At 73.1% G+C, this 20,398-nt stretch carries 26 protein-coding genes; 11 read left to right on the top strand and 15 right to left on the bottom strand.

All coding sequences use genetic code 11. From position 1 onward, the window contains the following. The first annotated feature begins 21 nt into the window (after window positions 1–21). The 4 genes from HPT28_RS07580 to HPT28_RS07565 all read left to right on the top strand — a co-directional run bounded on the left by HPT28_RS07580 (window position 22) and on the right by HPT28_RS07565 (window position 2,633). Window positions 22–375: a DUF6247 family protein gene (locus HPT28_RS07580; protein WP_219090193.1), complete on the top strand. Its 354-nt coding sequence runs from the start codon at window positions 22–24 to the stop codon at window positions 373–375. Continuing rightward, window positions 372–644 (top strand): hypothetical protein, encoded by a 273-nt coding sequence (locus tag HPT28_RS07575; RefSeq protein ID WP_219090169.1) that lies wholly within the window; start codon window positions 372–374, stop codon window positions 642–644. Before HPT28_RS07580 ends, HPT28_RS07575 begins: the two co-directional genes overlap by 4 nt. Window positions 645–985: 341 nt before the next feature. After that, window positions 986–1,906 (top strand): phosphotransferase enzyme family protein, encoded by a 921-nt coding sequence (locus HPT28_RS07570; protein WP_219090168.1) that lies wholly within the window; start codon window positions 986–988, stop codon window positions 1,904–1,906. A 154-nt stretch (window positions 1,907–2,060) separates the two neighbouring features. Then, window positions 2,061–2,633, top strand: coding sequence for an NUDIX hydrolase (locus HPT28_RS07565; protein ID WP_308119121.1), 573 nt, complete (start codon window positions 2,061–2,063; stop codon window positions 2,631–2,633). On the opposite strand, the gene HPT28_RS07560 is transcribed toward HPT28_RS07565, so the two are convergent. Next, window positions 2,628–3,767 (bottom strand): helix-turn-helix transcriptional regulator, encoded by a 1,140-nt coding sequence (locus HPT28_RS07560; RefSeq protein ID WP_219090167.1) that lies wholly within the window; start codon window positions 3,765–3,767, stop codon window positions 2,628–2,630. The genes HPT28_RS07565 and HPT28_RS07560 overlap by 6 nt on opposite strands. Window positions 3,768–3,927: 160 nt before the next feature. Here HPT28_RS07560 and HPT28_RS07555 point away from each other — a divergent pair, with 160 nt between their 5' ends. From HPT28_RS07555 to HPT28_RS07535, 5 genes are all read left to right on the top strand, one after another. After that, complete coding sequence (locus HPT28_RS07555) at window positions 3,928–4,215, top strand: hypothetical protein (RefSeq protein WP_219090166.1); 288 nt, start codon at window positions 3,928–3,930, stop codon at window positions 4,213–4,215. A 73-nt stretch (window positions 4,216–4,288) separates the two neighbouring features. Then, on the top strand, window positions 4,289–4,603 hold the full coding sequence (locus tag HPT28_RS07550; protein WP_219090196.1) for a hypothetical protein: 315 nt from the start codon (window positions 4,289–4,291) through the stop codon (window positions 4,601–4,603). 57 nt (window positions 4,604–4,660) lie between these two features. Next, window positions 4,661–5,200, top strand: a complete 540-nt coding sequence (locus HPT28_RS07545; RefSeq protein WP_219090165.1) for an ATP-binding protein — start codon at window positions 4,661–4,663, stop codon at window positions 5,198–5,200. 5 nt (window positions 5,201–5,205) lie between these two features. After that, window positions 5,206–5,424, top strand: coding sequence for a hypothetical protein (locus tag HPT28_RS07540; RefSeq protein WP_219090164.1), 219 nt, complete (start codon window positions 5,206–5,208; stop codon window positions 5,422–5,424). Continuing rightward, the gene (locus tag HPT28_RS07535) at window positions 5,424–5,657 is read left to right on the top strand and encodes a hypothetical protein (RefSeq protein ID WP_219090163.1); all 234 of its coding nucleotides are present in this window, start codon (window positions 5,424–5,426) and stop codon (window positions 5,655–5,657) included. Before HPT28_RS07540 ends, HPT28_RS07535 begins: the two co-directional genes overlap by 1 nt. A 179-nt stretch (window positions 5,658–5,836) precedes the next feature. On the opposite strand, the gene HPT28_RS07530 is transcribed toward HPT28_RS07535, so the two are convergent. The 14 genes from HPT28_RS07530 to HPT28_RS07465 form a co-directional block, all read right to left on the bottom strand. Continuing rightward, a complete protein-coding gene (locus HPT28_RS07530) occupies window positions 5,837–6,619 on the bottom strand; it encodes an MIP/aquaporin family protein (RefSeq protein ID WP_219090162.1) in 783 nt (260 codons plus the stop codon). 62 nt (window positions 6,620–6,681) lie between these two features. Continuing rightward, a complete protein-coding gene (locus HPT28_RS07525) occupies window positions 6,682–8,115 on the bottom strand; it encodes an MFS transporter (protein WP_219090161.1) in 1,434 nt (477 codons plus the stop codon). 89 nt (window positions 8,116–8,204) lie between these two features. Next, complete coding sequence (locus HPT28_RS07520; RefSeq protein WP_219090160.1) at window positions 8,205–9,134, bottom strand: SGNH/GDSL hydrolase family protein; 930 nt, start codon at window positions 9,132–9,134, stop codon at window positions 8,205–8,207. A 68-nt stretch (window positions 9,135–9,202) separates the two neighbouring features. Beyond that, entirely contained in the window at window positions 9,203–9,550 is a 348-nt protein-coding gene (locus HPT28_RS07515) for a DUF1330 domain-containing protein (RefSeq protein WP_219090159.1), read from the bottom strand. 137 nt (window positions 9,551–9,687) lie between these two features. Next, on the bottom strand, window positions 9,688–9,843 hold the full coding sequence (locus tag HPT28_RS07510) for a hypothetical protein (RefSeq protein ID WP_219090158.1): 156 nt from the start codon (window positions 9,841–9,843) through the stop codon (window positions 9,688–9,690). After that, window positions 9,843–10,739 carry a hydrogenase maturation protease gene (locus HPT28_RS07505; protein WP_219090157.1) on the bottom strand — a complete coding sequence of 299 codons (897 nt, stop codon included), beginning with the start codon at window positions 10,737–10,739 and terminating at the stop codon, window positions 9,843–9,845. The genes HPT28_RS07510 and HPT28_RS07505 overlap by 1 nt, the downstream gene beginning before the upstream one ends. Next, window positions 10,736–11,815, bottom strand: coding sequence for a hypothetical protein (locus tag HPT28_RS07500; protein ID WP_219090156.1), 1,080 nt, complete (start codon window positions 11,813–11,815; stop codon window positions 10,736–10,738). Before HPT28_RS07500 ends, HPT28_RS07505 begins: the two co-directional genes overlap by 4 nt. 92 nt (window positions 11,816–11,907) lie before the next feature. Continuing rightward, window positions 11,908–12,609 (bottom strand): DUF6084 family protein, encoded by a 702-nt coding sequence (locus HPT28_RS07495; RefSeq protein ID WP_219090155.1) that lies wholly within the window; start codon window positions 12,607–12,609, stop codon window positions 11,908–11,910. Beyond that, window positions 12,606–12,812: a hypothetical protein gene (locus HPT28_RS07490; RefSeq protein ID WP_219090154.1), complete on the bottom strand. Its 207-nt coding sequence runs from the start codon at window positions 12,810–12,812 to the stop codon at window positions 12,606–12,608. The genes HPT28_RS07495 and HPT28_RS07490 overlap by 4 nt, the downstream gene beginning before the upstream one ends. Beyond that, entirely contained in the window at window positions 12,797–13,498 is a 702-nt protein-coding gene (locus HPT28_RS07485) for a DUF5947 family protein (protein ID WP_219090153.1), read from the bottom strand. The genes HPT28_RS07490 and HPT28_RS07485 overlap by 16 nt, the downstream gene beginning before the upstream one ends. Continuing rightward, entirely contained in the window at window positions 13,495–14,073 is a 579-nt protein-coding gene (locus tag HPT28_RS07480) for a NifU family protein (RefSeq protein WP_219090152.1), read from the bottom strand. The genes HPT28_RS07485 and HPT28_RS07480 overlap by 4 nt, the downstream gene beginning before the upstream one ends. Window positions 14,074–14,082: 9 nt before the next feature. Then, window positions 14,083–15,876, bottom strand: a complete 1,794-nt coding sequence (locus HPT28_RS07475; protein ID WP_219090151.1) for a nickel-dependent hydrogenase large subunit — start codon at window positions 15,874–15,876, stop codon at window positions 14,083–14,085. Window positions 15,877–15,913: 37 nt separating this feature from the next. Continuing rightward, window positions 15,914–16,978 carry a hydrogenase expression protein HypE gene (locus tag HPT28_RS07470; RefSeq protein ID WP_219090150.1) on the bottom strand — a complete coding sequence of 355 codons (1,065 nt, stop codon included), beginning with the start codon at window positions 16,976–16,978 and terminating at the stop codon, window positions 15,914–15,916. 142 nt (window positions 16,979–17,120) lie between these two features. Continuing rightward, window positions 17,121–18,884: a hydrogenase maturation protein gene (locus tag HPT28_RS07465; RefSeq protein ID WP_219090149.1), complete on the bottom strand. Its 1,764-nt coding sequence runs from the start codon at window positions 18,882–18,884 to the stop codon at window positions 17,121–17,123. A gap of 204 nt (window positions 18,885–19,088) precedes the next feature. On the opposite strand from HPT28_RS07465, the gene hypA reads away from it, so the two are divergent. Then, the gene (gene hypA / locus HPT28_RS07460; protein WP_219090148.1) at window positions 19,089–19,490 is read left to right on the top strand and encodes a hydrogenase maturation nickel metallochaperone HypA; all 402 of its coding nucleotides are present in this window, start codon (window positions 19,089–19,091) and stop codon (window positions 19,488–19,490) included. After that, window positions 19,490–20,380 carry a hydrogenase nickel incorporation protein HypB gene (gene hypB / locus HPT28_RS07455; protein ID WP_219090147.1) on the top strand — a complete coding sequence of 297 codons (891 nt, stop codon included), beginning with the start codon at window positions 19,490–19,492 and terminating at the stop codon, window positions 20,378–20,380. Before hypA ends, hypB begins: the two co-directional genes overlap by 1 nt. The last annotated feature ends 18 nt before the right edge of the window (window positions 20,381–20,398 follow it).

The raw sequence follows: 20,398 nt of genomic DNA, 5'->3' as shown, positions 1-20,398 counted from the left end.
ATCGCGCCCATGGGAGCCGCCATGACCACCTCCGCCGCCGCGCAGCCACTCATCCCCCAGCCCCCCGCCACGGTTGCCGCGCTGCGGCAGGCGGTCAGTCAGATCGCGCCTGCCGCGCTGCCGGCCTTCACCAGAGAACTCGACCTGGCGGCCGACCAGTCCCGGCAGGGCTCCGACCTGGCACCGCTCCAGCGATTCGTGGCCCAGTGGGCCGTCTACGTACACATCCAGCGCCAGCCCGAGGTGGCGGCGGAGTTCCGTAGCTGGGAGGACGCCGCCGAGTCGGGCGATGCCGCCCAGGCGCGGCAGGCCGCCGCTCACCTCGGGCAGCTCCTCGACGCGGCCCACGCGGCCGTCGGCCTCCCGCCCCGGTGAGCGCGGACTGGCGCTGGGGGTACGACCCAGACCACCAGCACGTGGCGGGCGGCATCCCCGTTCACGTGGTGGCGGAAGTGGAACGCCTGGCTGACCAGCTCGTCGACCTCGCCGACGCGGGCATCGACGTCAGCGATCTCGGCAATGGGCCCCGACCAGGCGGTCTGCGCCGCATGGACGCTGCGGGCGGCTGGTTCTACTTCCTGGCGGCACCGCGCGATTCGCTGATCGTCATCGTCCGCATCATGCCGCCGTTCGACGCGTTGTAGCCCTGCGGACAGCGGCCTGACGCCGACGTCAGGCCGCGGGGCGGGCGGCGGGTGGCCCTGGGCCGTCGGCCGGGGAGGCGGAGGGTGGGGCCGGGGCCGGAGGCGCCGGGGAGCGGGTGACGACGACGGAGGGGCGGCGGGGCGAGGCCCGGCCGATCCCGCGACGTTCCCCGGGCCGACGGCTGAGGCCGATGCCCCTTCCGCCTCCCACGGCCACGGTAGAGGCTTGATCCTCCTGTGTCCCGCTGCACACCGTGGGTACCGTCGGACCGGTTTCGGTCGTGCGTCGCTGGCTGCCTCGGCAGCGTACGGCTGCGGCGAGCATGGAGAGTTGGTGCGGCATGGCGTCGGATGCGGCGCAGGGCGGAACATCGGAGTTCACATCGGCGGGCGCCGCGCAGGTCATGGCGGCGGCCTGCCGCGTGGCCGGGCTCGGCAGTGGCGGGGCGGAGCTGATCCGGTTCGGGGAGAATGCGCTCTTCCGGCTGGCGGCGCATCCGGTGATCGCCCGCGTGGCCCGGTCCACGGACTACCTGGCCTCGGTGCGGAACGAGGTGCGGGTGTCCCGCTGGCTGGCGCGGGAGGGGTTCCCCGCGGCCCGCGTTCTGGAGGACGTGGAGCAGCCGTTGATCATCGACGGTCGCCCGGTCACCTTCTGGCACCTGATCGAGGCGGGCGACCGCAAGCCCACATACGGTGAGCTGGGCGGCGTCCTGCGGGACCTGCACGCGATGACGGTGCCGGAGGGGCTTGACCTGCCGCCGTACACCGTCTTCGGGCGGACGGACCTGCGCATCGAGAAGGTCACCGGGATACCGGAGGATGACCGGGCCTTCCTGCGCAAGCGCGGCCGGGAGCTGCGGGACCGGCTGGCCGGTCTGCGGTTCGAGTCGGCCAAGGGGCCGGTACACGGGGACGCGCACGTCCAGAACCTGATGGTGGACCGGGACGGCCAGGTGGTCCTGATCGACTTCGAGGGCTTCAGCTTCGATCACCCGGAGTGGGATCTGATGGTGACCGCCACGGAACACCACAGCCTCGGCTGGCAGACGGCGGATCAGTATGCCGCCTTCGTCGCCGCCCACGGCCGGGACCTGCGGAACTGGGAGGGTTTCCCCACGCTGCGCGGGATTCAGGAGTTCCAGATGACCACATGGCTGATGCAGAACGTGGCCGAGAGTCCGGCAGTGGCTCAGGAGTACGCGCGGCGCATCGCCTCTCTCCGGGACGACGACGCCCCGCGCCACTGGCAGCCTGGATGAGGTCGGATTTCTCGCCTACTCCTCCTCGTCGTCCAGCTCGGCCAGAGCCTTGCGGCGGGCCGTCACTCAGGCTGCTAGCGGCCCGCCGAGCCCTTATCGTCACCTTTACGAGAATGCCTGTCTGCCGGGCTGGGCGCGGGGTACGGTCTGCTGCGTGGCTACTGATGACGACTGTTCGAGCGCCTGGCGTGTCCACGGTGAGCGGATCATCTACGACAACGAGTGGATCAAGGTCTTTCTGACGGACGTGGAGCTGCCGGACGGTGACCGGTTCGAGCACCACGTGGCCAAGCTCAAGGCGGCAGCCATGACGGCTCTCATCGATGAGCAGGACCGGGTCCTGCTCATGTGGCGGCACCGCTTCGTGTCGGACCGCTGGGGTTGGGAGCTCCCCGGCGGCCTGGTGGACGCCGGGGAGGACCCCGAGGACACCGCGATGCGGGAGCTGCTGGAGGAAGTCGGCTATCGGCCCAAGTCCTTCCGCCATGTGGCTCGGTTCCAGCCCATGGTCGGCATGGTCGACTCGTGGCACGACGTGTTCGTCGGGGAAGGCGCGGTCAAGGTGGCCGAGCCGACGGAGAAGACCGAGATGCAGCGCATGGAATGGGTTCCGCTGTCCACCGTGATGGAGAAGATCGCAGGCGGCGAGATCTGGAACTCCGGCACCCTGGTGGCGCTGCTGTACGTCCTGGCTGATCGCGGGCAGCAGAGCGCCGACGGCTCATAGCCGCTGCGTCAGATGCTCGATGCGGCGGCGCTGCCGGGCCGAACCCGCGATGTCGACAAGTGTGCGAGCCCTCTCCAGGTGGGTACGTGCCTCGGCGGTGTCGCCGTTGGCGATGAGAGCTCCGGCGAGGTCAACGTGTAGCCCTGCCTCGGCCCGGGTGAACGCGCCGCTGCCCATACCTTCCAGAGCTCGGCTGAGGTCGTCGATGGCCTGAGCGTCACCGAGGGAGGCCAGCACGTTGCCACGCCACCGCGCTAGATGGACCAAGTTCAGAGTCAGATACGGGAAATCAGGATCGTTTCCGTCTGTGGGCAGTTCCCCCGCGGCGGCATCCATAGCCTGCAGGGCGGTGGACTGGTCACCGAGCGCCGCGTGCGCCTCAGCCTCGGCGGCGCACAGCCATGCACGCATCAGGGCAGGCAACCGGTTCCGTTCTGCATGGTGAGCATGCTGGATGAGCTCGACTGCCTGCTGCGGGCGTTGGAGTTCCAGGAGGACGTACGCCTGTTCGGCCGTCGCAAAGGCCAGAAGGGTGGGGTCTCCCGCCTCACGCGCTGCTGACTTCGCGCGCTCAAAGTGTTCCCACGACGTGTTCAATGTGCCGGTATCGATGGCCTGCCAACCCGCCAGCGCGGAGGCGTCAGCCAGCACGAACGCCAGCCCCTCACGCTCGGTCCGGAAAACGCTGAAGCGCAGGAGCTCGCTGGTCTGCCTGAGATGTGCGTCCATCTCGTCGGCCAGCACGGCGGCGCCCAGCTTTCGATCCTTCATCCGGATGATGTCCGTCTGCATGCGCATGCTGTCGATCAGGGCGGCGTCGACATTCCGAGCGGTGTCGAGCCGGAGGAGCAGTGCTGCTGTCGCCTCATCAGCCGTCGAATCGGTCTCGTCCGCGCCGTACCCCAACTCCTCCGGACCGCATCTGTAGATCTCGCAGAGCAACGGGAGGTAGAACTCGTCAGGCCGGGTGTGTCCGTTCTCCCAACTGGAGATGCGTCGACTGATGCTCTCGTCCTTGGGGACCCCGAACCCGTGTCGCTGTGCGGTGGTGCGAACGCGCACGATGAGCTGCGCTTTCGTCCACCCGTGGTCCTGTCGCTTCTGGCGTAGCGCCAAGCCGAGTTCGCGGGCCATCGCCTCTTCTCCCCGGGGGGTGACAGCAGGACGTGTCACCCCCTCGTCGCGTTCTGTCATCTTCCGCTGGCCATGCGTGGGGGTCAACGCTGGTCACTGTCAGCAGTGACGGCAACTGTCGCGTGTTCGCGGGCACATGGCCGAGAGGAATCGATCCGCAATGGTGGGTGACGAGGAGGCCGCCGGCGTCCGGGAGTCTTCCGGCGATGCCTGGTACGAAGCCCGCAGGGCGGCGCTCGACCTTCGGGACGTACTCGCTGCGGCTGGGCTCGCCCGTAGCTTCCCGTTCCTCCAGGCGGACGTGAACGTCTTCGGCCACGGCTTCGTGAATCTGGGCCGGACCACTCCCGCTGCCACACAGCAGCTTGCCTACCTGCTCAATGAAGCCCGAAGAGCCATGGGTGATCAGGCGTTCGCGGGCTCCTCATCGCCGAAGGGGCATCGGTAGCCCCGGCAAGAAGAAGACCCCGCGACCGGGCGAACGGTCCGGGGCACGGTCAACGCTGGTTAGGAGCGTCAACATGAAGAAGGGTACCGGGCGGTTCATCAAACGCCTGCTGCGGCTGCTGCCTCCCGCGCCCGGCAAGCGCGGGGCTGGCCGTCCGACTGTCGAGCGCATCGGCAGCCCGACGGTGGAGCTACCACGCATCGGTAGCTCCGTTACTCCACCTCTGCCCGTGGTCACGAACGGCGAACTTCTCCGGCCGTATGTGATGACCTCCGAGGAATGGCGGGAACGGCGGCTGCGCCGCGCTCGGCGGCGGACGTTGTGGCTGGCCACGCACGGCATCGACACCGGGCCACGGTGGATTCACAGCGTGGAGGTGCCTCGGTGAGCGGACGCGCGGACGCGCTGAGCGGGGGCGCCCTCGTGCGGGACGAAAGGACGAGTGATGGAACCCGGTGAGCTGCGTGAGCTGCCGCTGCGGGCGGCGCGGCACGCGACGGCTGGACCCCTGATGCCGGGCAGCCTTGAACGCTTCCGCTCGGTCCAGCTCTCGGCGCACTCCCCCGACACGGGGTGTGTCGCCCGACGCGTGGCGCGGGAGGTGTCTCGGGACTGGGGCATGGCGCGGCTGGCAGACGACGTAGAGCTGTGCGTGTCCGAACTCGTCGGCAACGCCGTGCACCATGCCACGCCGGACGGGGGCTTCACCGATCGCGGCGGGAGTCGTCGCGTCGCCGTGGCCTTCCGTGCCTGGCCTCGCTGGCTGTTCGTGGAGGTGGCGGACGAAGACCCCAAACCTCCGATGATGCCGGTCGGCGACCTGCTCTCCCCGGACCTCTCGGGCCTTGCCCTCGACGACCTGCTCCAGGACAGCGGGCGCGGCCTGTTCCTCGTCCAGACGCTGGCCGACGCGGTCTGGTGGGCGCCTCGGGAGACGGGCGGCAAGAGCGTCTTCTGCCGCTTCGATCTCCACGGCGGTAGGTGATCCGGATGTCCGACAAGGGTCTGCGGATGACGACCGTCCGCGTGCAGCGCGAAGACTGGCTGAACGTCCACGGTCGCTGGCTGGAGGTGAAGGCCATCCGCCCGGATCACTACACCTCGGGTGGCCCCGCCGTGACCTTCGTGTTCAAGGCCGGTCCGGCGCTGCGAGTGCCGTTGGGGAAGCAAGTGACCGTGCGGCGGCGGCCCGGAAGGGGTACATGGTGATGGTGGGTAACTCCGTCTTCCGGTTTGCGGACTGGATGCTGACGACGGACCCGCACGGCGGTCCACCGCTCTACGAGGCGGTGTGCACGACGTGCGGGGAGACCTCGGGCGCCGACGCGTCGAAGGACGGGCCCGAGTTGTGGTGTCTGCGGCACGCCGGGCGGACTCGGCACACCGGCTTTCAGGCTACGACGACCAGCTTCTTCCGGGCCTCCCTGGTGGACGTCCGATGAGGGCCCGTGAGACGTGGGAGCACCTCGCCTCAGCCGCCTTCTCGGTGGAGGTCTGGTGGTGGCGACACGTGCGGTACCGGAGACTGCTCCGGCGACTGGACGCCGGCCGGAAGCCGCTGGCCCCACGCAGCAGGGACAGGCCACCGCCGTGTTCCGCGCCCATGGCTGCCCAGGCGACGTCAGGTCGCGGGGCGGGCGGCGGGTGGCCCTGGGCCGTCGGCCGGGGAGGCGGAGGGTGGGGCCGGGGCCGGAGGCGCCGGGGAGCGGGTGACGACGCGGGAGGGGCGGCGGGGCGAGGCCCGGCCGAAGAGCACAACGACGGCGGCCAGCCCGGCGACGGCGCCGACGAGCTGTGCGGCGAGGTAGAGCGCGGCGGAGGAGGGGGCGATCCCGGCGAACGTGTCGGAGAGCGAACGGGCCACCGTGAGCGCCGGGTTGGCGAAGCTGTTGGACGGGGTGAACCAGATCGCGGCGGCGATCCACGCGGAGACGGCGAGCGGGACGAGGGGGGCCCGGCCGGAGCGGGTGAGCCCGAAGGCGACGAGGAGCAGCCCGGCCGTGGCGACGGCCTCGGCGAGCCAGACGCCGGGGCCCCAGCGGACGCTGCCGGCCGGGGCCAGCAGGGGTTGCCCGTACATGGCGTGGGCGAGGACGGCCCCGGCGAGGGCGCCGGTGAACTGGGCGGCCAGGTAGGCCGCGACGTGGCGGGGGCGGAGCTCGCCGGACCACCAGGCGGCCAGGGTGATGAAGGGGTTGAGGTGGGCCCCGGAGACGGGGGCGAGCAGGGCGATCAGCAGCCCGAGGGCGGTGACGCTCGCCAGGACGTTGGCCAGGAGCTTGACGCCGATGTCCGGGCTGAGTCGGTCGGCCTGGATGCCGGAGCCGATGATGACGGCGGCGAGCAGGGCGGTGCCCAGTGCCTCGGCGGCGGCGCGGCGCCGCAGGGAGGCGGGTCGGGTCATGCGCCCACCTCACCGACTGCAACATTTTGTTGAATTGACATGGCTCGATGGTGCCAGGCCCGTCACCGGGCGTCCATCGCGGGGCCGGGCTTGCGGGGCAGGGCGGCCAGGACGAAGAGCGCGTTGAGCGCGAGGACGACGGCGCCGACCCGGAAGGCGAGCGCGTAGCCGGGGGCCAGGTCGGCGGGGGCGTCACCGGTCATGTGGGCGGCGGCGAGGGTGGCCAGGACGGCGAGCCCGAGGGAACCGCCCATCGTGCGGGACATGTTGACCAGTCCCGAGGCGATACCGGCGTCGGCGGCCGGGGCGCCCGACGTCGCGGCCGAGGCGAGCGGGGTCGCGGCGAGCCCGGCGCCGAGCATCATCATGATCCCCGGCCCCAGGACGGTGCCCAGGTAGCTGCCGTCGGCGTGCAGTGTGCTCTGCCACAGGTAGCCGCCGCAGGCCAGCACGAACCCGGCGACGGCGACGTTCCGCGCGCCCGCCCACGCCATCAGCCGGGGGGCGAGCTTGGCGGCGGCGACGATCGTCAGCGAGTGCGGGACGCAGCTGAGCCCGGCCTGGATGGGCGAGTAGCCGAGCACGTTCTGCAGGTAGAGAGTGATGAAGTACCAGGAGCAGATCATGGTGGCGCCGGAGACGAACATCGCCACGTTGGCCGCCGCGACCGAGGGCAGCCGGAACAGCCGCAGGGGCATCAGCGGCTCCGCCGTGCGGGCCTCGACGGTGAGGAAGGCCGCGAGCAGGACGAGCCCGGCCAGCAGCGGGAGGAGCGCGGCGGGCTCGGTCCAGCCCGCGGACTCGGTCGCCACGATGCCGTAGGCGAGGGTGCCGAGGCCCGCGGTGACGAGGACGGCGCCGGGAACGTCGAGCCGGCGCCGTCCGCCCGCCCGGGTCTCCACCAGCCACCACGCGGCGGCGGCCAGGACGACGGCGCCGATCGGCACGTTGACGAGCAGGACCCAGCGCCAGGACAGCCCCTCGGTGAGGACGCCGCCGACGAGCCCGCCCGCGGCCCCGCCGCCCGCGCCGACCGCCGTCCAGGTGCCGATGGCGCGGTTGCGGGCGGGGCCCTCGGGCACGGAGACGGTGAGGAGGGTCAGGGTGGCGGGGGCCAGGATGGCCGCCCCGACGCCCTGCACGGCCCGGGCGAGGAGCAGGTGCCACGCCTCCTGGGCGAGCCCTCCGGCGAGGCTGGCGAGGGTGAAGAGGGCGAGTCCGAGGAGGAAGACGCGCTTGCGGCCGAAGAGGTCTCCGGCCCGTCCGCCGAGCAGCAGGAACCCGGCGAAGGTGATGGTGTAGGCGTTCACGACCCACTGCAGCCCCGACGCGCTCATCCCCAGTTCGTCGCGGATGGAGGGCAGGGCCACGTTGACGACGGAGATGTCGAGGACGATGAGGAACTGGCCCGCGCAGACCGCGAAGACCACGGCCCACAGCGGTGGGGTCCTGCGACGCTCGGTGACTGTCCGTTGACCGGTGGGTATGTGGACCATTCGGCCATGTTATGGCGCGGGCCCCGCGTCTCAGACCGCCTTTTCGCACATCGGCCATCGGCTCCGTTCCCGCCGGGGCGCGGCCCGGTTCAGGTCTCCAGGTGCTCGGCGACGGTGGCGGCGATGGCGGCCGTGTAGCGGTCGACGCCGGGTGAGGGGCGGGGGCACGGCCGGCTGTCGGGCGTCGTCGGAGCGAGGCAGAAGTGCAGCGGGTCGTCCTCGCGGTGCAGGGGCGTGCGCCCGTCCTCGCAGTAGTCGGGTGTGGCGCGTTCCTCCTCGGTGCAGGGCAGGGTGCGGGTCCAGGTGTAGCGCGCTTCGGGGCGGCTGACGGTGGCGCCCGCGTCGGAGAGCAGGGCGCCGGTGCGCGGGGCGAGCTGCTCGTAGACGTCGTTGATGTGGCGGACGCGCTCGGGGGCCATGGCGTCGGGCCCCTGGAGGACCCACACGAGCTGGGGCCGGGCGATCCCGGCCGCGTCGGCGGCCGCGCCGATCTCCTCGGTGAGCTTCTCCGCGTCGGAGGCGTAGCGGGCGTAGTACTGCGGGGTTCCGGAGCCGACGCCGTCCATGCAGGGGGTGTAGCCCCAGGAGTTGCCCCAGAACTGCAGCACGACGACCGTGGGCTGGAAGGAGCGGACGAGTTCGGCCGCCTTGTGCCGGTCGGGGACGAGGGAGTCGACGTCGCGGGCTTCGAGGTAGTCGCACAGGGTGGTGCCGGAGTAGGGGGCGCTGTGGTAGGTGGTGCGGCCCAGCTCCTCGATGCGGCGGCCGAGTTCGTCCTGCGTCTCCATGGCGAGGGAGTCGCCGACGAACAGGACGCGGGCGGGCTCCCGTTGCCGCTCCTCCTCCGGTGTGCCCGACGGTTCGGGCTCCGGCCCGCCCTCGATGTAGGCGGGCCGGTCGTCGGAGGCGGCGGACGGTTCTCCCGCGGACGTCGCCGGGTCCGCCGCCCAGAGGTAGGCGGCCACCAGGACGACGGCGGCCAGCGCGACGCCCAGCCCTGCCACGATGTGCTTGCGCATCGGTCCCTCCCCAGGGTCAGGTGCGCCAGCCAAGCACATCGGCGGCGAAAGTGGTACCGATCGGTAACTCAGCTTTGGGGCAGGCTTTCCCGTACCTTCGCTGCCGTGGTGGCGGGGTCGTAGCCGGGGGCGACGCCGCCGACGAGGATCACGTCGCCCTTGATGTGCTCGGTGCGCAGCGGCAGCAGTTCCCGGTAGGCCGGGGAGTCGTACCAGGCCCGGGCGGCGGCCGTGTCGGGGAACTCGATGACGACGACGTCGCCGGGCCAGGCGCCCTCCAGCACCTCGACCTCGGCGCCGTGGACGAGGAAGCGGCCGGAGAAGGGGTCCAGGGTGGCCTGGATGCGCTCGATGTACTCGGGGATGTCGGGGTGCGGGGTGAGCTCGGTCAGGTGGGCGATGGCGTAGGCGGGCATCGGGGTCCCCCTCCAAGTTGGCGGTGGTCAACGTGAGTTCACTGTGCCACCGACCGGGTCATGACGTCGATGACCTCCGAGGTCATGGCCGGGCCCCCGGGGCCGTCGTCCCCGGGGGCCCGCCGCGCGCCCACGGCTCACATGCGCTTCATCTTCAGGTACCGCACGGCCTCGGGGCCTTCCGCGGCGACGACGGCGACCGTCGCGAGGGCCAGCATCCCCACCGCCAGGCGCACGACGGCGCCCGGTACGACGACGCCGTTCCTCATCGCGTGCGTCAGCGCGCTCCGCATCACGGGCTCACCTCCTCTCCCACTCCGGCAGCCGCCCCGCCGGGGTCCGCCCCGCCGGGGCCCGCGGCGGCGCCACCCTGCTCCGGCCGCGCCAGCAACTCCGCGACCAGGGACGTGATCAGGGGGACGGCGGCGGTGACCGCGTCCCGTACCGGGGGGCTGAGCCCCACGCTGACGTCGGGCTCCTCCCCCGTCATGCGCACCAGCGGTTCGCAGCCGACGACGAGCACGCGCGGCAGCGGCCGGTCGCCGGTGAGCCGCCGGGCCAGGGCCAGGACCTTGACCGGGTCCATCGCGTGGCCCTCCGGCATGGCGTCGTCGAAGTCGTCGAGGGGCGGCTCGACGACGGCGAGCGTGCCGGGCGCCTCCCCGCGCGGCGCGGCGTCCACCAGGACGGCCGTGGTGTAACCCTCGGTGAGCCGGTAGGCCAGGTCCATGCCGCGGATGCCGAAGTCGGCCACGTGCACCTCGGGCGGCAGCTCCACGCCGCGCAGCTCCTCGGCGACGGCGGGACCGAAGCCGTCGTCGGCCATGAAGATGTTGCCGATGCCCGCCACCAGGACGCGGCCCGTGCGCCGGGGCGTGTCCCCGGGCGGCGCGGGGCGCAGCTCCTCGGGGGTGAAGAAGAAGCGGTGGCCGATCTGCGCGGCCGGGCCGAAGTCCCGCCCCGGGTCGTCTTCCAGGACGACGGCGACGTGCACCTGCCCCTCGAAGTCCTCCTCGACGCTGACGACTTCGGCGGTGCGTCCGGCCAGGGCGAGGTCGAGGACGTCGCCGTGGCGCAGCGGGGCGAGGCTGACCCGGCTGCCGGGTGCGAGGCGGACGCCGTCGACGGTCACCGCGCGCTCCCCGGTGGGTTCGGGCGCCTCCCAGGGCGTGCTCGTGTCTGCGCTCATGCCTGCTCCAGGGGACGGAACTCGCGGATGGTGCCGTGCAGTGCGGCCAGCTCCGCGGGGCTGAGCCGGGAGCAGCGGTCGAGGATCTCCCGGGCCCGGGGGTCGGCTGCGCGGGCCTCGGCCTGCTCCTCCTCGGTGAGGCTGAGGACGCATCGCACGAGGAGCTGGTCGATCTCCGTCCCGTCGAAGAGGTCGCCCGGGCTCTCCGGGGCGACGGCGGGGAAGTCGTAGAGCGTCACGGGCGAGGCCAGCACGGTGTGGGCGCCCGCGGTGCTCTCGGTACGTCCGGCGCCCAGGCCCCCGGGGCCGCCGTCCACCAGGACCGGCCACACCCCCTCGTTGCGGCAGTCGGCGGCGGCCCCGGCCAGGTGCGGGGGCGGGTCGAGCAGGGAGACGAACCGGGCCGTGCCGCAGTGCAGGACGGTGTGGGTGGAGACGAGGGCGTGGGCCGCGGCCTTCTCCCGCGCCGCGCGGTCCCCGGGCCGGGGGGCGGGACAGCGGGTGGTGTTCTCGACGCGGACCTCGACGCGGTGCACGCCCCCGTCCAGGGCCTCCGCGCGGAGGGCGACGGTGCCGGTGAGCGTCTGCCACCGGCGGACGAGGGTGGCCGCGTGGGCGCCGTCCTCCGCGTACAGGGGCTCGTGCTCCGTGCCGGCGGGGATGTCGAGGGGCAGAAGGCGGGGTCCGTCGCGCAGCTCGTCGAGGCCGAGGGTGGCGCAGACCTCGCGCTCGGTGGCCTCCTGCCAGGCGACGTACCGCTCACCGGCCACGGTGACGGCGTCGACGGGTTCGGGCCCCGCGGGGCCCTCGCGCAGGACGGCGCGGTCGACGACGTGCAGGAACCGCACCCGTACCGTCAGCCGCGGCTCGGCGGGCTCGTCCGGGCCGGGGGCCAGCAGAACCTGGGTGCGCTGGGCGGCGGGCTCGCCGAGGGCGTCGGCGACGCGTGCGGGGAAGACGCCGCCGAAGGTCCACCGCTTGGTGTTCTTCAGCGCCGTTCGGCGGTAGGGCCACAGCAGGTAACCCTCGTACAGGCAGGTGCGGACGATCTTCTCGACGGCCTCGGCGGCGTCCATGGCGCTCCGTCGTGCTGGGGATCTGGGGTCGGTCGGGGGCTCGGGCGGGTGCTGGTGCGGCGGGGGGCTCGGGCGGGGTCGGCGGGCGGGCGTCAGCGGGTGGCGGCTCCGTCGCCGGCGGCCGGGGCGCCGGCCTGGTCGAGCAGGCCGCGGACGGTCTCGTCCCAGCCGGTGAGCACGTGCCGCTCCCGGTAGGCGGCGAGCCGCCCCCAGGTCTCACGGGAGAGCCGCAGCCAGGGGCTCTGCGGGTAGTAGCGGTCGATCAGCTCGTGCCACAGCTCGGCCGGAAGCCCGAAGGTGGCGTCCTTGGACCAGGAGACGCGGGCCGTCAGCAGCCTGCCGTCGGCGCCGGTGTAGAAGACGGTGCCGCTGAAGAGGAAGTCCAGCGGCACCTCCCCGTCGCGGACGGCGGAGAGGTACTTGGTGACGGCGATCTCGCTGTCGTAGCCGCAGGGGAGGACGAGGTCGACGTGGGTGTCGTCGGTGAAGCCGGGCACCTGGACGGTGAACTGGGTCCAGGTCAGCGGGTGGAGCGTGGTGCCCCACCGCTCGGCGACGCCGAAGAGTTCGGCGAGCGCGCGCTGCTCGGCCGGGTCGTACCGGCGCCGGACGACGTCGATGCGGACGGCGACGGTGAGGCTGACGGAGCGGACGGGGACGCCGTCGCTGCCGATGTCCAGGCCGAAGCGCAGGGTGGGCACCGCGGCGAACCGCTCCTGAGCGACGCCGGTGACGGCGAAGCTCAGGTCGGGGATGTCGGGCGTGGCGGCCGTCGTCCGCTCCGGGGCCGTCATGCCGGGGACAGGTTGGGCATGTCGGGCTGGACGGGTTCGTGGTGCCGGGCGGAGATGCCGGTGGAGCGGCGGGCGGTGCTGCGCTCGTCGTCCCGGTGTCCCCTCTGGTGTTTGTAGCCGCCGGTCTCGTTGCCCCGCCGGACGCCGCCCACGTGGGCGGCGGCGTCCAGGCTGACGTCCGGTCGGCCTACGGAGATACCCATGTCGCCTCCTGTGCTGTGCTGCCGGTGTCGGGGCCGCTGTGCTCCGGGAGTACCCGCAGTTCGTCGAAGAACGCGCCGACGTGGCGCCACACCTCGGCGCCGCCGCCCAGCCCCGTCCAGTGGGCGCGGACGAGGGCGGCGAGGCGGTAGCAGTCGTCCAGCGGCAGCAGCCAGTGCTCGGGCCGCTCCCCGGCGCGGTGGACGAGCAGCGCCTCGACGTCGTCCTCCAGGGTGGCCAGGGTGGGGTGGGCGGCCGTGACGCGCGCCCAGACGCCCGGGTCGGTCGTGGCCCGCAGCGTGCCGAGGGGGCTGGGGTAACGGGCGGTGACGTCGCCGGAGCTCCCGGCGCGGGTGAAGAAGGCCAGCTCGACGGGGACGCCGAGGGCGGCCCACAGGGCGTCGTCGATGGGCTGGCCGGCGAGGCGGAGCCGACGCCGCGGCAGCAGCCGGTAGTGGGCGCCCCCGGCCTCCTGGTGGTCGAAGAGCAGCGAGCAGGGACGGCAGGCGCAGGAGACCGCGTCGGAGAGCAGGTCGAGGAGGTGCCGGTGCTCGGGGTCGAGGGGTTCGGCGCACAGGTCGCAGCGCTCGGCCGCCGGGCCCTGGCCGGGGGCGCGGGGGTCCCGGCCCGTGGCCCGGCGGGCCACCGTGCGCAGTTTCGAGGTGCCGGGGGCGGTCGCGCCGCTCATGCGTGGGACACCTCGTCGGCCGCCGTGTCGCGGGCGGGGCCGGGGCGGCGGAAGAGGGAGTCCACCGGGATCACGGCCGGTTCGGCGGCCGGGGCGGGCTCCGTCTCGACCTCGACGCGGACGAGGTCGGGGGCGGCTCCGGCCAGGGCGTCCCGCACGGTCTGCTCGGGCGGTTCGGCGGGGGCGGAGCAGCCGCGCGGGGTGCCGGTGAGGCGCACCCGCGCGGTCTCGTCGGTGAGCTCCGTCGTCTCCAGGTCGACGCCGTGCCCGGCGAGGTGCTCGCGGACGGCGTCGAGCGCGCGGCGGGCGCGCGCGCCGGGCGGGTCGGGGTGCAGGTCGTGGACGAGGAGGAGGTGGCCGACGAGCTCGTCGTCGGCCAGCTTCCGTGCGCTCGCCGCGTCCTGGCCGAGGTGGGCCAGGACGCGGGCGAGGGCCTCGCCGTAGAGGGCGACGAGGGTCTCCACCGTCTCGCGGGCGCGGGCGGCGGCCCGGTTGTCGGGGAGTGCGTCGAGGCCGGACAGCAGTTCCTCGGCGCGGCCGACGGTCTCCCGCGCCCGCGCGTCGTCCCAGGTCATCAGGGCTCCCTAGAGGTGCTGGCCGAAGGTGGGCGAGTGCGTCTGGCTCAGGGTGCGTCCGCCGCCCAGGTACATGTGGACGCCGCAGGGCAGGCAGGGGTCGAAGCTGCGCACGGTGCGCATGATGTCGATGCCCTTGAAGTTCTCGGGGCCGTTCTCCTCGAAGATGGGGCAGCCCTGTACGGCGTCCTCGTAGGGGCCCGGCGTCCCGTACATGTCCCGGGGGCTCGCGTTCCACGGGGTCGGCGGGTAGGGGTGGTAGTTGGCGATCTTCTTGTCGCGGATCACCAGGTGGTGGGAGAGGACGCCGCGCACGGCCTCGTGGAAGCCGACGCCGATGGCCTCGTCGGGCACGGTGAAGTCCTCGAAGACCTTGGTGCGTCCGGCCCGCACCTCCGCGAGGGCCTGGTCGACGAAGTGCAGGGCCATGCCGGCGGCGTAGGCCACGAAGTACATCCGGGCCCGGTTGCGCTCGATGGTGTTGGGGAAGGGCGGCGGGGTCCAGCGGAGGTTGCTCTCGGGCATGCCGGGCGTCTTCGGCAGGTCGATCTCGACGCTGCCGCCCCGGGCCCGTACGTAGGGGGTGTCCACGCGGCCGGCCAGCGCGGTGGCCCACAGCCGGGCGATGGGGCCGCCACCGGTGTCGAGGGAGAGCAGGTCGCCGGTGCGTCGGTCGAGCCAGCGGGGGCTCATGACCCAGCTGTACTTGCCGCCCTCGGTCAGCTCGCGCTTCTGCGGCGCGGGCAGCGTCGTCTGGTTCCACGGGTGGCGCTTGTCCACGGGGTTGCCGAGCGGGTCCCGTTCGACGTACGTCTCCTCGTTCGTCCAGTCCTCGTAGTAGGAGCTGCCGAGCATGATGCGCATGCCGAGGTTGATGTCGACGAGGTCGGTGGTGACGAGCTCGTTGTCGACGACGACGCCGGGGGTGACGAACATGGCGTTCCCCCAGGTGTTCATCGACTGGTAGCGGTAGTCGACGACGCCCGGGTCCTGGAAGGCGCCCCAGCAGCCGAGCAGGGTGCGGCGGCGGCCGACCTCCTCGTACCCGGGCAGGGCCTCGTAGAAGAAGTCGAAGACGTCGTCGTTCATGGCGACGGCGCGCTTGACGAAGTCCAGGCAGCGGGTGAGCCGGACGAGGTAGTCGGTGAAGAGCTGGGGGGTCGCCACCGTGCCGACGCCGCCGGGGTAGAGCGTGGAGGGGTGGACGTGCCGACCCTCCATCAGACAGCACATCTCGCGCGTGAGGCGGCTGAAGACGAGGGCTTCCTTGTAGGTGCTGCCCTCGAACGGGTTGAAGGAGCGCATGATGTCGGCGACGGTCCGGAACCCGTGGACGTCGCCGCGCGGCGAGGGGGTGCGCTCGGCCCGCTCCAGGACGCCGGGGTTGGTCTCCTTGACCATGCGTTCGCTGTAGTCGACGAAGACCAGGTTGTCCTGGAAGATCGTGTGGTCGAACATGTACTCGGCGGCCTCGCCGAGGTTGATGATCCAGTCGGCGAGCGGCGGTGGCTTCACGCCGTAGGCCATGTTCTGGGCGTAGACGGAGCACGTGGCGTGGTTGTCCCCGCAGATCCCGCAGATGCGGCTGGTGATGAAGTGCGAGTCCCGGGGGTCCTTGCCCTTCATGAAGACGCTGTAGCCGCGGAAGACGGAGGAGGTGCTGCGGCACTCGACGACCTCCCGGGCGGAGAAGTCGATCTTCGTGTAGATGCCCAGGTTCCCCACGATCCGGGTGATGGGGTCGAACGCCACCTCGGTCAGGGTGCGCTGTTCGGTCGTCGGGCTGGCCTGCGTCGTCGTCACGGGGTGCGGGTCCTTTCGCGCGGTGTCGGCGGGGTGTTCAGCGGCCCGTCCACCGCGGGGCGTAGCCGGAGGTCAGCTCGGCCCGGTTGTGGCGCCACTTGGGTTCGTGGTTCACGGTGCGGTTGGTGATGGAGCGCAGGGAACGGACGAGCGGGCCGTAGGTGCTGCTGAGCAGGCCGGACGAGACGCTGCCGCCGGGGGGCTCGTCCATGAACGGCATGAACTTGTCCGGGAAGCCGGGCATGGTGCAGCCGATGCAGATGCCGCCGACGTTGGGGCAGCCGCCGACGCCGTCCATCCAGCCGCGCTTGGTGACGTTGCAGTTGACGACCGGGCCCCAGCACCCGACCTTCACCTGGCACTTGGGCGAGTTGTAGTCCTTGGCGAAGTCGCCCTGCTCGTAGTAGGCGGCCCGGTCACAGCCCTCGTGCACCGTCTTGCCGAACAGCCAGGTGGGGCGGAGCTGTTCGTCCAGCGGGATGGTGGGGGCGCTGCCCGCGGCCTGGTAGAGCAGCCAGGTCAGCGTCTCCATGAAGTTGTCCGGCTGGACGGGACAGCCGGGCACGTTGACCACGGGCAGCCCCGCGGCCGAACGGAAGTCCCAGCCGAGGTAGTCGGCCAGGCCCATGCACCCGGTCGGGTTGCCGGCCATGGCGTGGATGCCGCCGTAGGTGGCGCAGGTCCCGACGGCGACGACGGCGAACGCCTGGGGCGCGAGCAGGTCGAGCCAGGTGTTGAGCGGGCGCGGCTCCCCGGTGGCCGGGTCGTTGCCCATCGACGTCCAGTAGCCCTCGCCGTTGATGTTCTCGTTGGGGATGGAGCCCTCGACGACGAGGACGAACGGGTGCTCCAGCTCCCCGCGGGCCGCCTCGTGGAAGACCCGCATGAAGTCGTCGCCCGTCTCGTAGGCGAGCACCTTGTTGTGCAGGTGGACCTTGGGCAGGCCGGGGATGGCGCCGAGGACGACGTCCTCCAGGCTGGGGAGGGAGGCGGCGGTGACGGATACGGTGTCGCCGTCGCAGCTCATGCCCTCGGAGGTCCACAGGATGTGGACCTCCTCCACTCCGGTGGCGACCTCGGCGGCCGGTTCGGTGGTCGTCATGGCGCCTTCCTTTCGACCTGGGCCTGATGGCCTGGGGGCGGCCCGGCGTGGGCCGTTACCCGGTCTGCCGGGGAGCCGGGCGGGGCACGGCCCGGCTCAGCCCGGGCGGCCACGCAAGCAGGCTGACACGTTGTGCAATCCCTCACAAATCGGACACGCGTGACGCTGTGTGTCCGGCGGAGGTCCAGCGCGCGAGGTGCTCCGGCGTCCGCGCGGGGCGGGCCTTGCGCACGAAGTCCGAGCGCAGCGCGTGGTAGGGCGCCCGCGGGTCGAAGAACGTCCGCCGCATGGCCGTCAGCTCATCGGCCCGATAGCGCGCGAGCGGCCGAAGCGCCTCGTCCCGTTCCCGCAGCGCCTTCTTCTCCGCCACCCGTGCCGAGAGCTGCGCCGACCGGGTGAGACGCCCGGCCAGCCGGGCCACCTCCCCCGCGAACTCCCCCGGCGCGGTCGGCAGCACCCGGTCCACCAGCCCGGCCGCGAGCGCCGTCCGCGCGCTCACCGGCAGGGCGGACTCGGTGAACCGGCGCGCCGCCTCGGCTCCCACCCGGCGCGGCAGGAGATACGTCCACAGCTCCGAGCCGCTCAGCCCCATCAGCCGGTAGTGCGGGTTGAGCACCGCCCCGTCCCTGCACCACACCTCGTCCGCCGCCAGGGCCGCCATCACGCCGCCCGCGGCGGCGTTCCCGGGCAGCGCGGCGACCACCAGCCGGTCGGTCGTCGTCACGACCGCCTCCACCAGGTCGTCGATGGCCTGGATGTTCGCCCAGGACTCCGCCGCCGGATCGGCCGCGGCCTCGATCACGCCCAGATGGATGCCGTTGGAGAAGAAGTCGCGCTCGGGGCCGAGCACCAGCACGTCCGTCGGCCGGGAGCAGGCGAACCGGTAGGCGGCCAGCAGCCGTCGGCACCGGCCGGTGCTCATGGCTCCGCCGGGGAAGCCGAAGCGCAGGAAGCCGGCCGAGCCCTCCTCGGCGTAGCGGATGTCGCTCCACGTCCGCCCGCCGCAGCTCCCCTCGCTCACCTCGGCCTCGGGGGCGGGCCACAGCGGGGCGGGCACCTCGGGCACGTCCGCGGGCAGCCGCTCGCCGAGCGCCAGCGTGGCCGGCAGCCGCCAGGTCGGCGGCGACTGCGGACGGCGCCGGGCGCGCAGCTCCGGAATCCACACGGCGCCGTCCACCGTCGCCCGGCACACCGCGCCGTCCCGCGTCGCGAGGAGCTCCCCCGGACGGCCGCGCAGCCCGTCCTCCGGGTGGCCCCCGTGCAGGTACCACTCGCCGCCGCAGAACGCGTCCAGCACGCCCGGCCTCGAGTCGGCGGCCCGCAGCCGCCGCAGGACCGCCTCCGTCGGGTCCCGCTCCCAGTCGATGCGACGGCCCTCCTGCCGCAGCACCGGGCGCCACCCGGTGCCGGGCCAGGCGGCCGCTCCCCGCGGCCCCTCCCCCGCGGCGAACCGCCCGACCGCCTCCAGTACGGCCCCGACCGCCGCGTCCGCCAGCTCGCCCCGGTACAGCTCGCTCTTGCCCACCCCCGGCGGCACCGGGAAGGCCGCGGACGCCCACACCGGCCCGGCGTCCAACTCCGCCTCCGCCTGCAGCACCGTGACCCCCCACTCCCGCACGCCGTCCGTCAGCGCCCGGTCCAGCGACGAGGGGCCGCGGTCGCCCGGCGGGCCCGGATGCACGATCAGGCACGGCACGGCCGACCACGCCTCGGGCGGCAGGACGCTCGTCAGCATCGGCGCGACGACCAGGTCCGGCCCGTGCCGTCGCACCGCCTCGGCGGGCCCGCCCCCGGGCTCCGTCACCAGGGCCAGCTCCACCGCGACGGCGTGGCCGCGGTCCACGAGCTCGGTGAAGACCCGTTGCGTCAGGCTGTTGAAGGCGCTGGCGAGAAGCAGGATGCGCATCGAAGCTCCCGGGGTGGGCGGTACGCGGCCCCATCGGGCCGCGCGGTTCCGCCCGATGGTGGCCGTACCGCGCGCCGACCCGCCCGGCGGACGCGCCCGGTACGTCCGCGCGGGGGCGCACGCGTGGGCTAGCCGGGCGAAAACGGAGCCCCCGCCGCTCGCGTCCCGCGAGCGGGCGGCCACCGGTCCCTAGCGTGACGTTCCATGCACGAACTCTCGATCGCGACGGCCGTCGTCGAGAGCGCCGACGAGGCGGCCCGGCGGCACGGGGCGACGGCGGTCGAGTCGGTGCGCCTGCGCGTGGGCGAGCTGGCCGGCGTGGTGCCCGACGCCCTCCGCTTCTCCTTCGAACTGGCCGCCGAGGGCACGGCCCTGGCCGGCGCGCGGCTGCTGATCGAGGACGTCCCGGCCCGGGCCCGCTGCGCGCGCTGCCCGGGCGCGTTCGCCGTGGGCTCCCCGCCGCGGCTGGAGTGCCCGGACTGCGGCGGCCCGGCGGCCGGGCTGCTGACCGGACGGGAGCTGGAGATCGCCGCCGTCACCCTGCCGGAACCGGACGCCGCGGCCACGGGCGGCACCCCACCACCACCCCGAGGAGGCCTCCCCTGATGTGCCGGACAGTAGACCTGCGCCACGCGGTGCTCGCGAAGAACGACGACCTGGCCACGGAGCTGCGCGCCGAGCTGACCGCCCGCGGCGTCACCGCGGTGAACCTGATGTCCAGCCCGGGCAGCGGCAAGACGGCCCTGCTGGAGCGGGTGCTGGCCAGGGCCGGTGAGCGGCACGTCCACGCCGCCGCCCTGACCGCCGACCTGGCCACCGAGAACGACGCCCGGCGGCTGGCCCGCTCCGGAGCGCCCGTCAAGCAGGTGCTCACCGGCGGACTGTGCCACCTGGAGGCCGAGCAGGTGCGCGGGCACCTCACCGGCTGGCTGCCCCGCGACACGCGGGTGCTGTTCGTCGAGAACGTCGGCAACCTGGTCTGCCCGGCCGGGTACGACCTCGGGGAGTCCCTGCGGGTCGTCCTCATGTCCGTCACCGAGGGCGAGGACAAGCCCGTCAAGTATCCGACGGCGTTCGGGCTCGCCCAGCTCGTCGTCCTCACCAAGACCGACCTCGCGCAGGCCGTCGAGTTCGACGCGGACGCGTTCGCGGCCCACGTCCAGCAGATCAACCCCGGCGTGGAGGTCCTGCGGACCTCGGCCCGCACCGGGCAGGGCGTCGAGGAGCTGCTCGACCGGGCGCTGGCCACCTGCGCCGGAGTGCGGCCCCACCAGCCCGTCCTGGCCCGGCAGCACGCCCGGGGACACGGCCACGAGCACGGCCACTCCCACGAGCCCGGGCCTGGCCACTCCCACGAGCCCGGGCCCGAGCACAGCCACGAGCCGGCGCCCCAGCACGCCCACGCCACCGCCACCGCGGACGAGCCGGGGCACGCGCACTCCGACGGGCCCGTGCCCGCCGAGGCCGCGTTCCAGACCGCCTCCGACGGCTCCTGAGCCCCGGGAGGCCGCCGT

Source organism: Streptomyces sp. JJ38, from assembly GCF_019303475.1.
GTDB lineage: Bacteria > Actinomycetota > Actinomycetes > Streptomycetales > Streptomycetaceae > Streptomyces.
The sequence above is the reverse complement of the archived record's forward strand: the minus strand, read 5'-3'. Positions and strand labels throughout refer to the sequence as shown.

Bases quoted from the DNA above. Each gene is read 5' to 3' on its own strand.
- HPT28_RS07495 (WP_219090155.1), bottom strand. From the start codon at position 12,609: ATGACGGCCCCGGAGCGGACGACGGCCGCCACGCCCGACATCCCCGAC.
- HPT28_RS07570 (WP_219090168.1), top strand. From the start codon at position 986: ATGGCGTCGGATGCGGCGCAGGGCGGAACATCGGAGTTCACATCGGCG.
- HPT28_RS07470 (WP_219090150.1), bottom strand. From the start codon at position 16,978: ATGACGACCACCGAACCGGCCGCCGAGGTCGCCACCGGAGTGGAGGAG.
- HPT28_RS07525 (WP_219090161.1), bottom strand. From the start codon at position 8,115: ATGGTCCACATACCCACCGGTCAACGGACAGTCACCGAGCGTCGCAGG.
- HPT28_RS07535 (WP_219090163.1), top strand. From the start codon at position 5,424: ATGGTGGGTAACTCCGTCTTCCGGTTTGCGGACTGGATGCTGACGACG.
- hypB (WP_219090147.1), top strand. From the start codon at position 19,490: ATGTGCCGGACAGTAGACCTGCGCCACGCGGTGCTCGCGAAGAACGAC.
- HPT28_RS07515 (WP_219090159.1), bottom strand. From the start codon at position 9,550: ATGCCCGCCTACGCCATCGCCCACCTGACCGAGCTCACCCCGCACCCC.
- HPT28_RS07490 (WP_219090154.1), bottom strand. From the start codon at position 12,812: ATGGGTATCTCCGTAGGCCGACCGGACGTCAGCCTGGACGCCGCCGCC.
- HPT28_RS07510 (WP_219090158.1), bottom strand. From the start codon at position 9,843: ATGCGGAGCGCGCTGACGCACGCGATGAGGAACGGCGTCGTCGTACCG.
- HPT28_RS07465 (WP_219090149.1), bottom strand. From the start codon at position 18,884: ATGCGCATCCTGCTTCTCGCCAGCGCCTTCAACAGCCTGACGCAACGG.
- HPT28_RS07500 (WP_219090156.1), bottom strand. From the start codon at position 11,815: ATGGACGCCGCCGAGGCCGTCGAGAAGATCGTCCGCACCTGCCTGTAC.
- HPT28_RS07545 (WP_219090165.1), top strand. From the start codon at position 4,661: ATGGAACCCGGTGAGCTGCGTGAGCTGCCGCTGCGGGCGGCGCGGCAC.
- HPT28_RS07485 (WP_219090153.1), bottom strand. From the start codon at position 13,498: ATGAGCGGCGCGACCGCCCCCGGCACCTCGAAACTGCGCACGGTGGCC.
- HPT28_RS07555 (WP_219090166.1), top strand. From the start codon at position 3,928: ATGGTGGGTGACGAGGAGGCCGCCGGCGTCCGGGAGTCTTCCGGCGAT.
- HPT28_RS07540 (WP_219090164.1), top strand. From the start codon at position 5,206: ATGTCCGACAAGGGTCTGCGGATGACGACCGTCCGCGTGCAGCGCGAA.
- HPT28_RS07560 (WP_219090167.1), bottom strand. From the start codon at position 3,767: ATGGCCCGCGAACTCGGCTTGGCGCTACGCCAGAAGCGACAGGACCAC.
- HPT28_RS07480 (WP_219090152.1), bottom strand. From the start codon at position 14,073: ATGACCTGGGACGACGCGCGGGCGCGGGAGACCGTCGGCCGCGCCGAG.
- HPT28_RS07550 (WP_219090196.1), top strand. From the start codon at position 4,289: ATGAAGAAGGGTACCGGGCGGTTCATCAAACGCCTGCTGCGGCTGCTG.
- HPT28_RS07580 (WP_219090193.1), top strand. From the start codon at position 22: ATGACCACCTCCGCCGCCGCGCAGCCACTCATCCCCCAGCCCCCCGCC.
- HPT28_RS07520 (WP_219090160.1), bottom strand. From the start codon at position 9,134: ATGCGCAAGCACATCGTGGCAGGGCTGGGCGTCGCGCTGGCCGCCGTC.
- hypA (WP_219090148.1), top strand. From the start codon at position 19,089: ATGCACGAACTCTCGATCGCGACGGCCGTCGTCGAGAGCGCCGACGAG.
- HPT28_RS07530 (WP_219090162.1), bottom strand. From the start codon at position 6,619: ATGACCCGACCCGCCTCCCTGCGGCGCCGCGCCGCCGCCGAGGCACTG.
- HPT28_RS07505 (WP_219090157.1), bottom strand. From the start codon at position 10,739: ATGAGCGCAGACACGAGCACGCCCTGGGAGGCGCCCGAACCCACCGGG.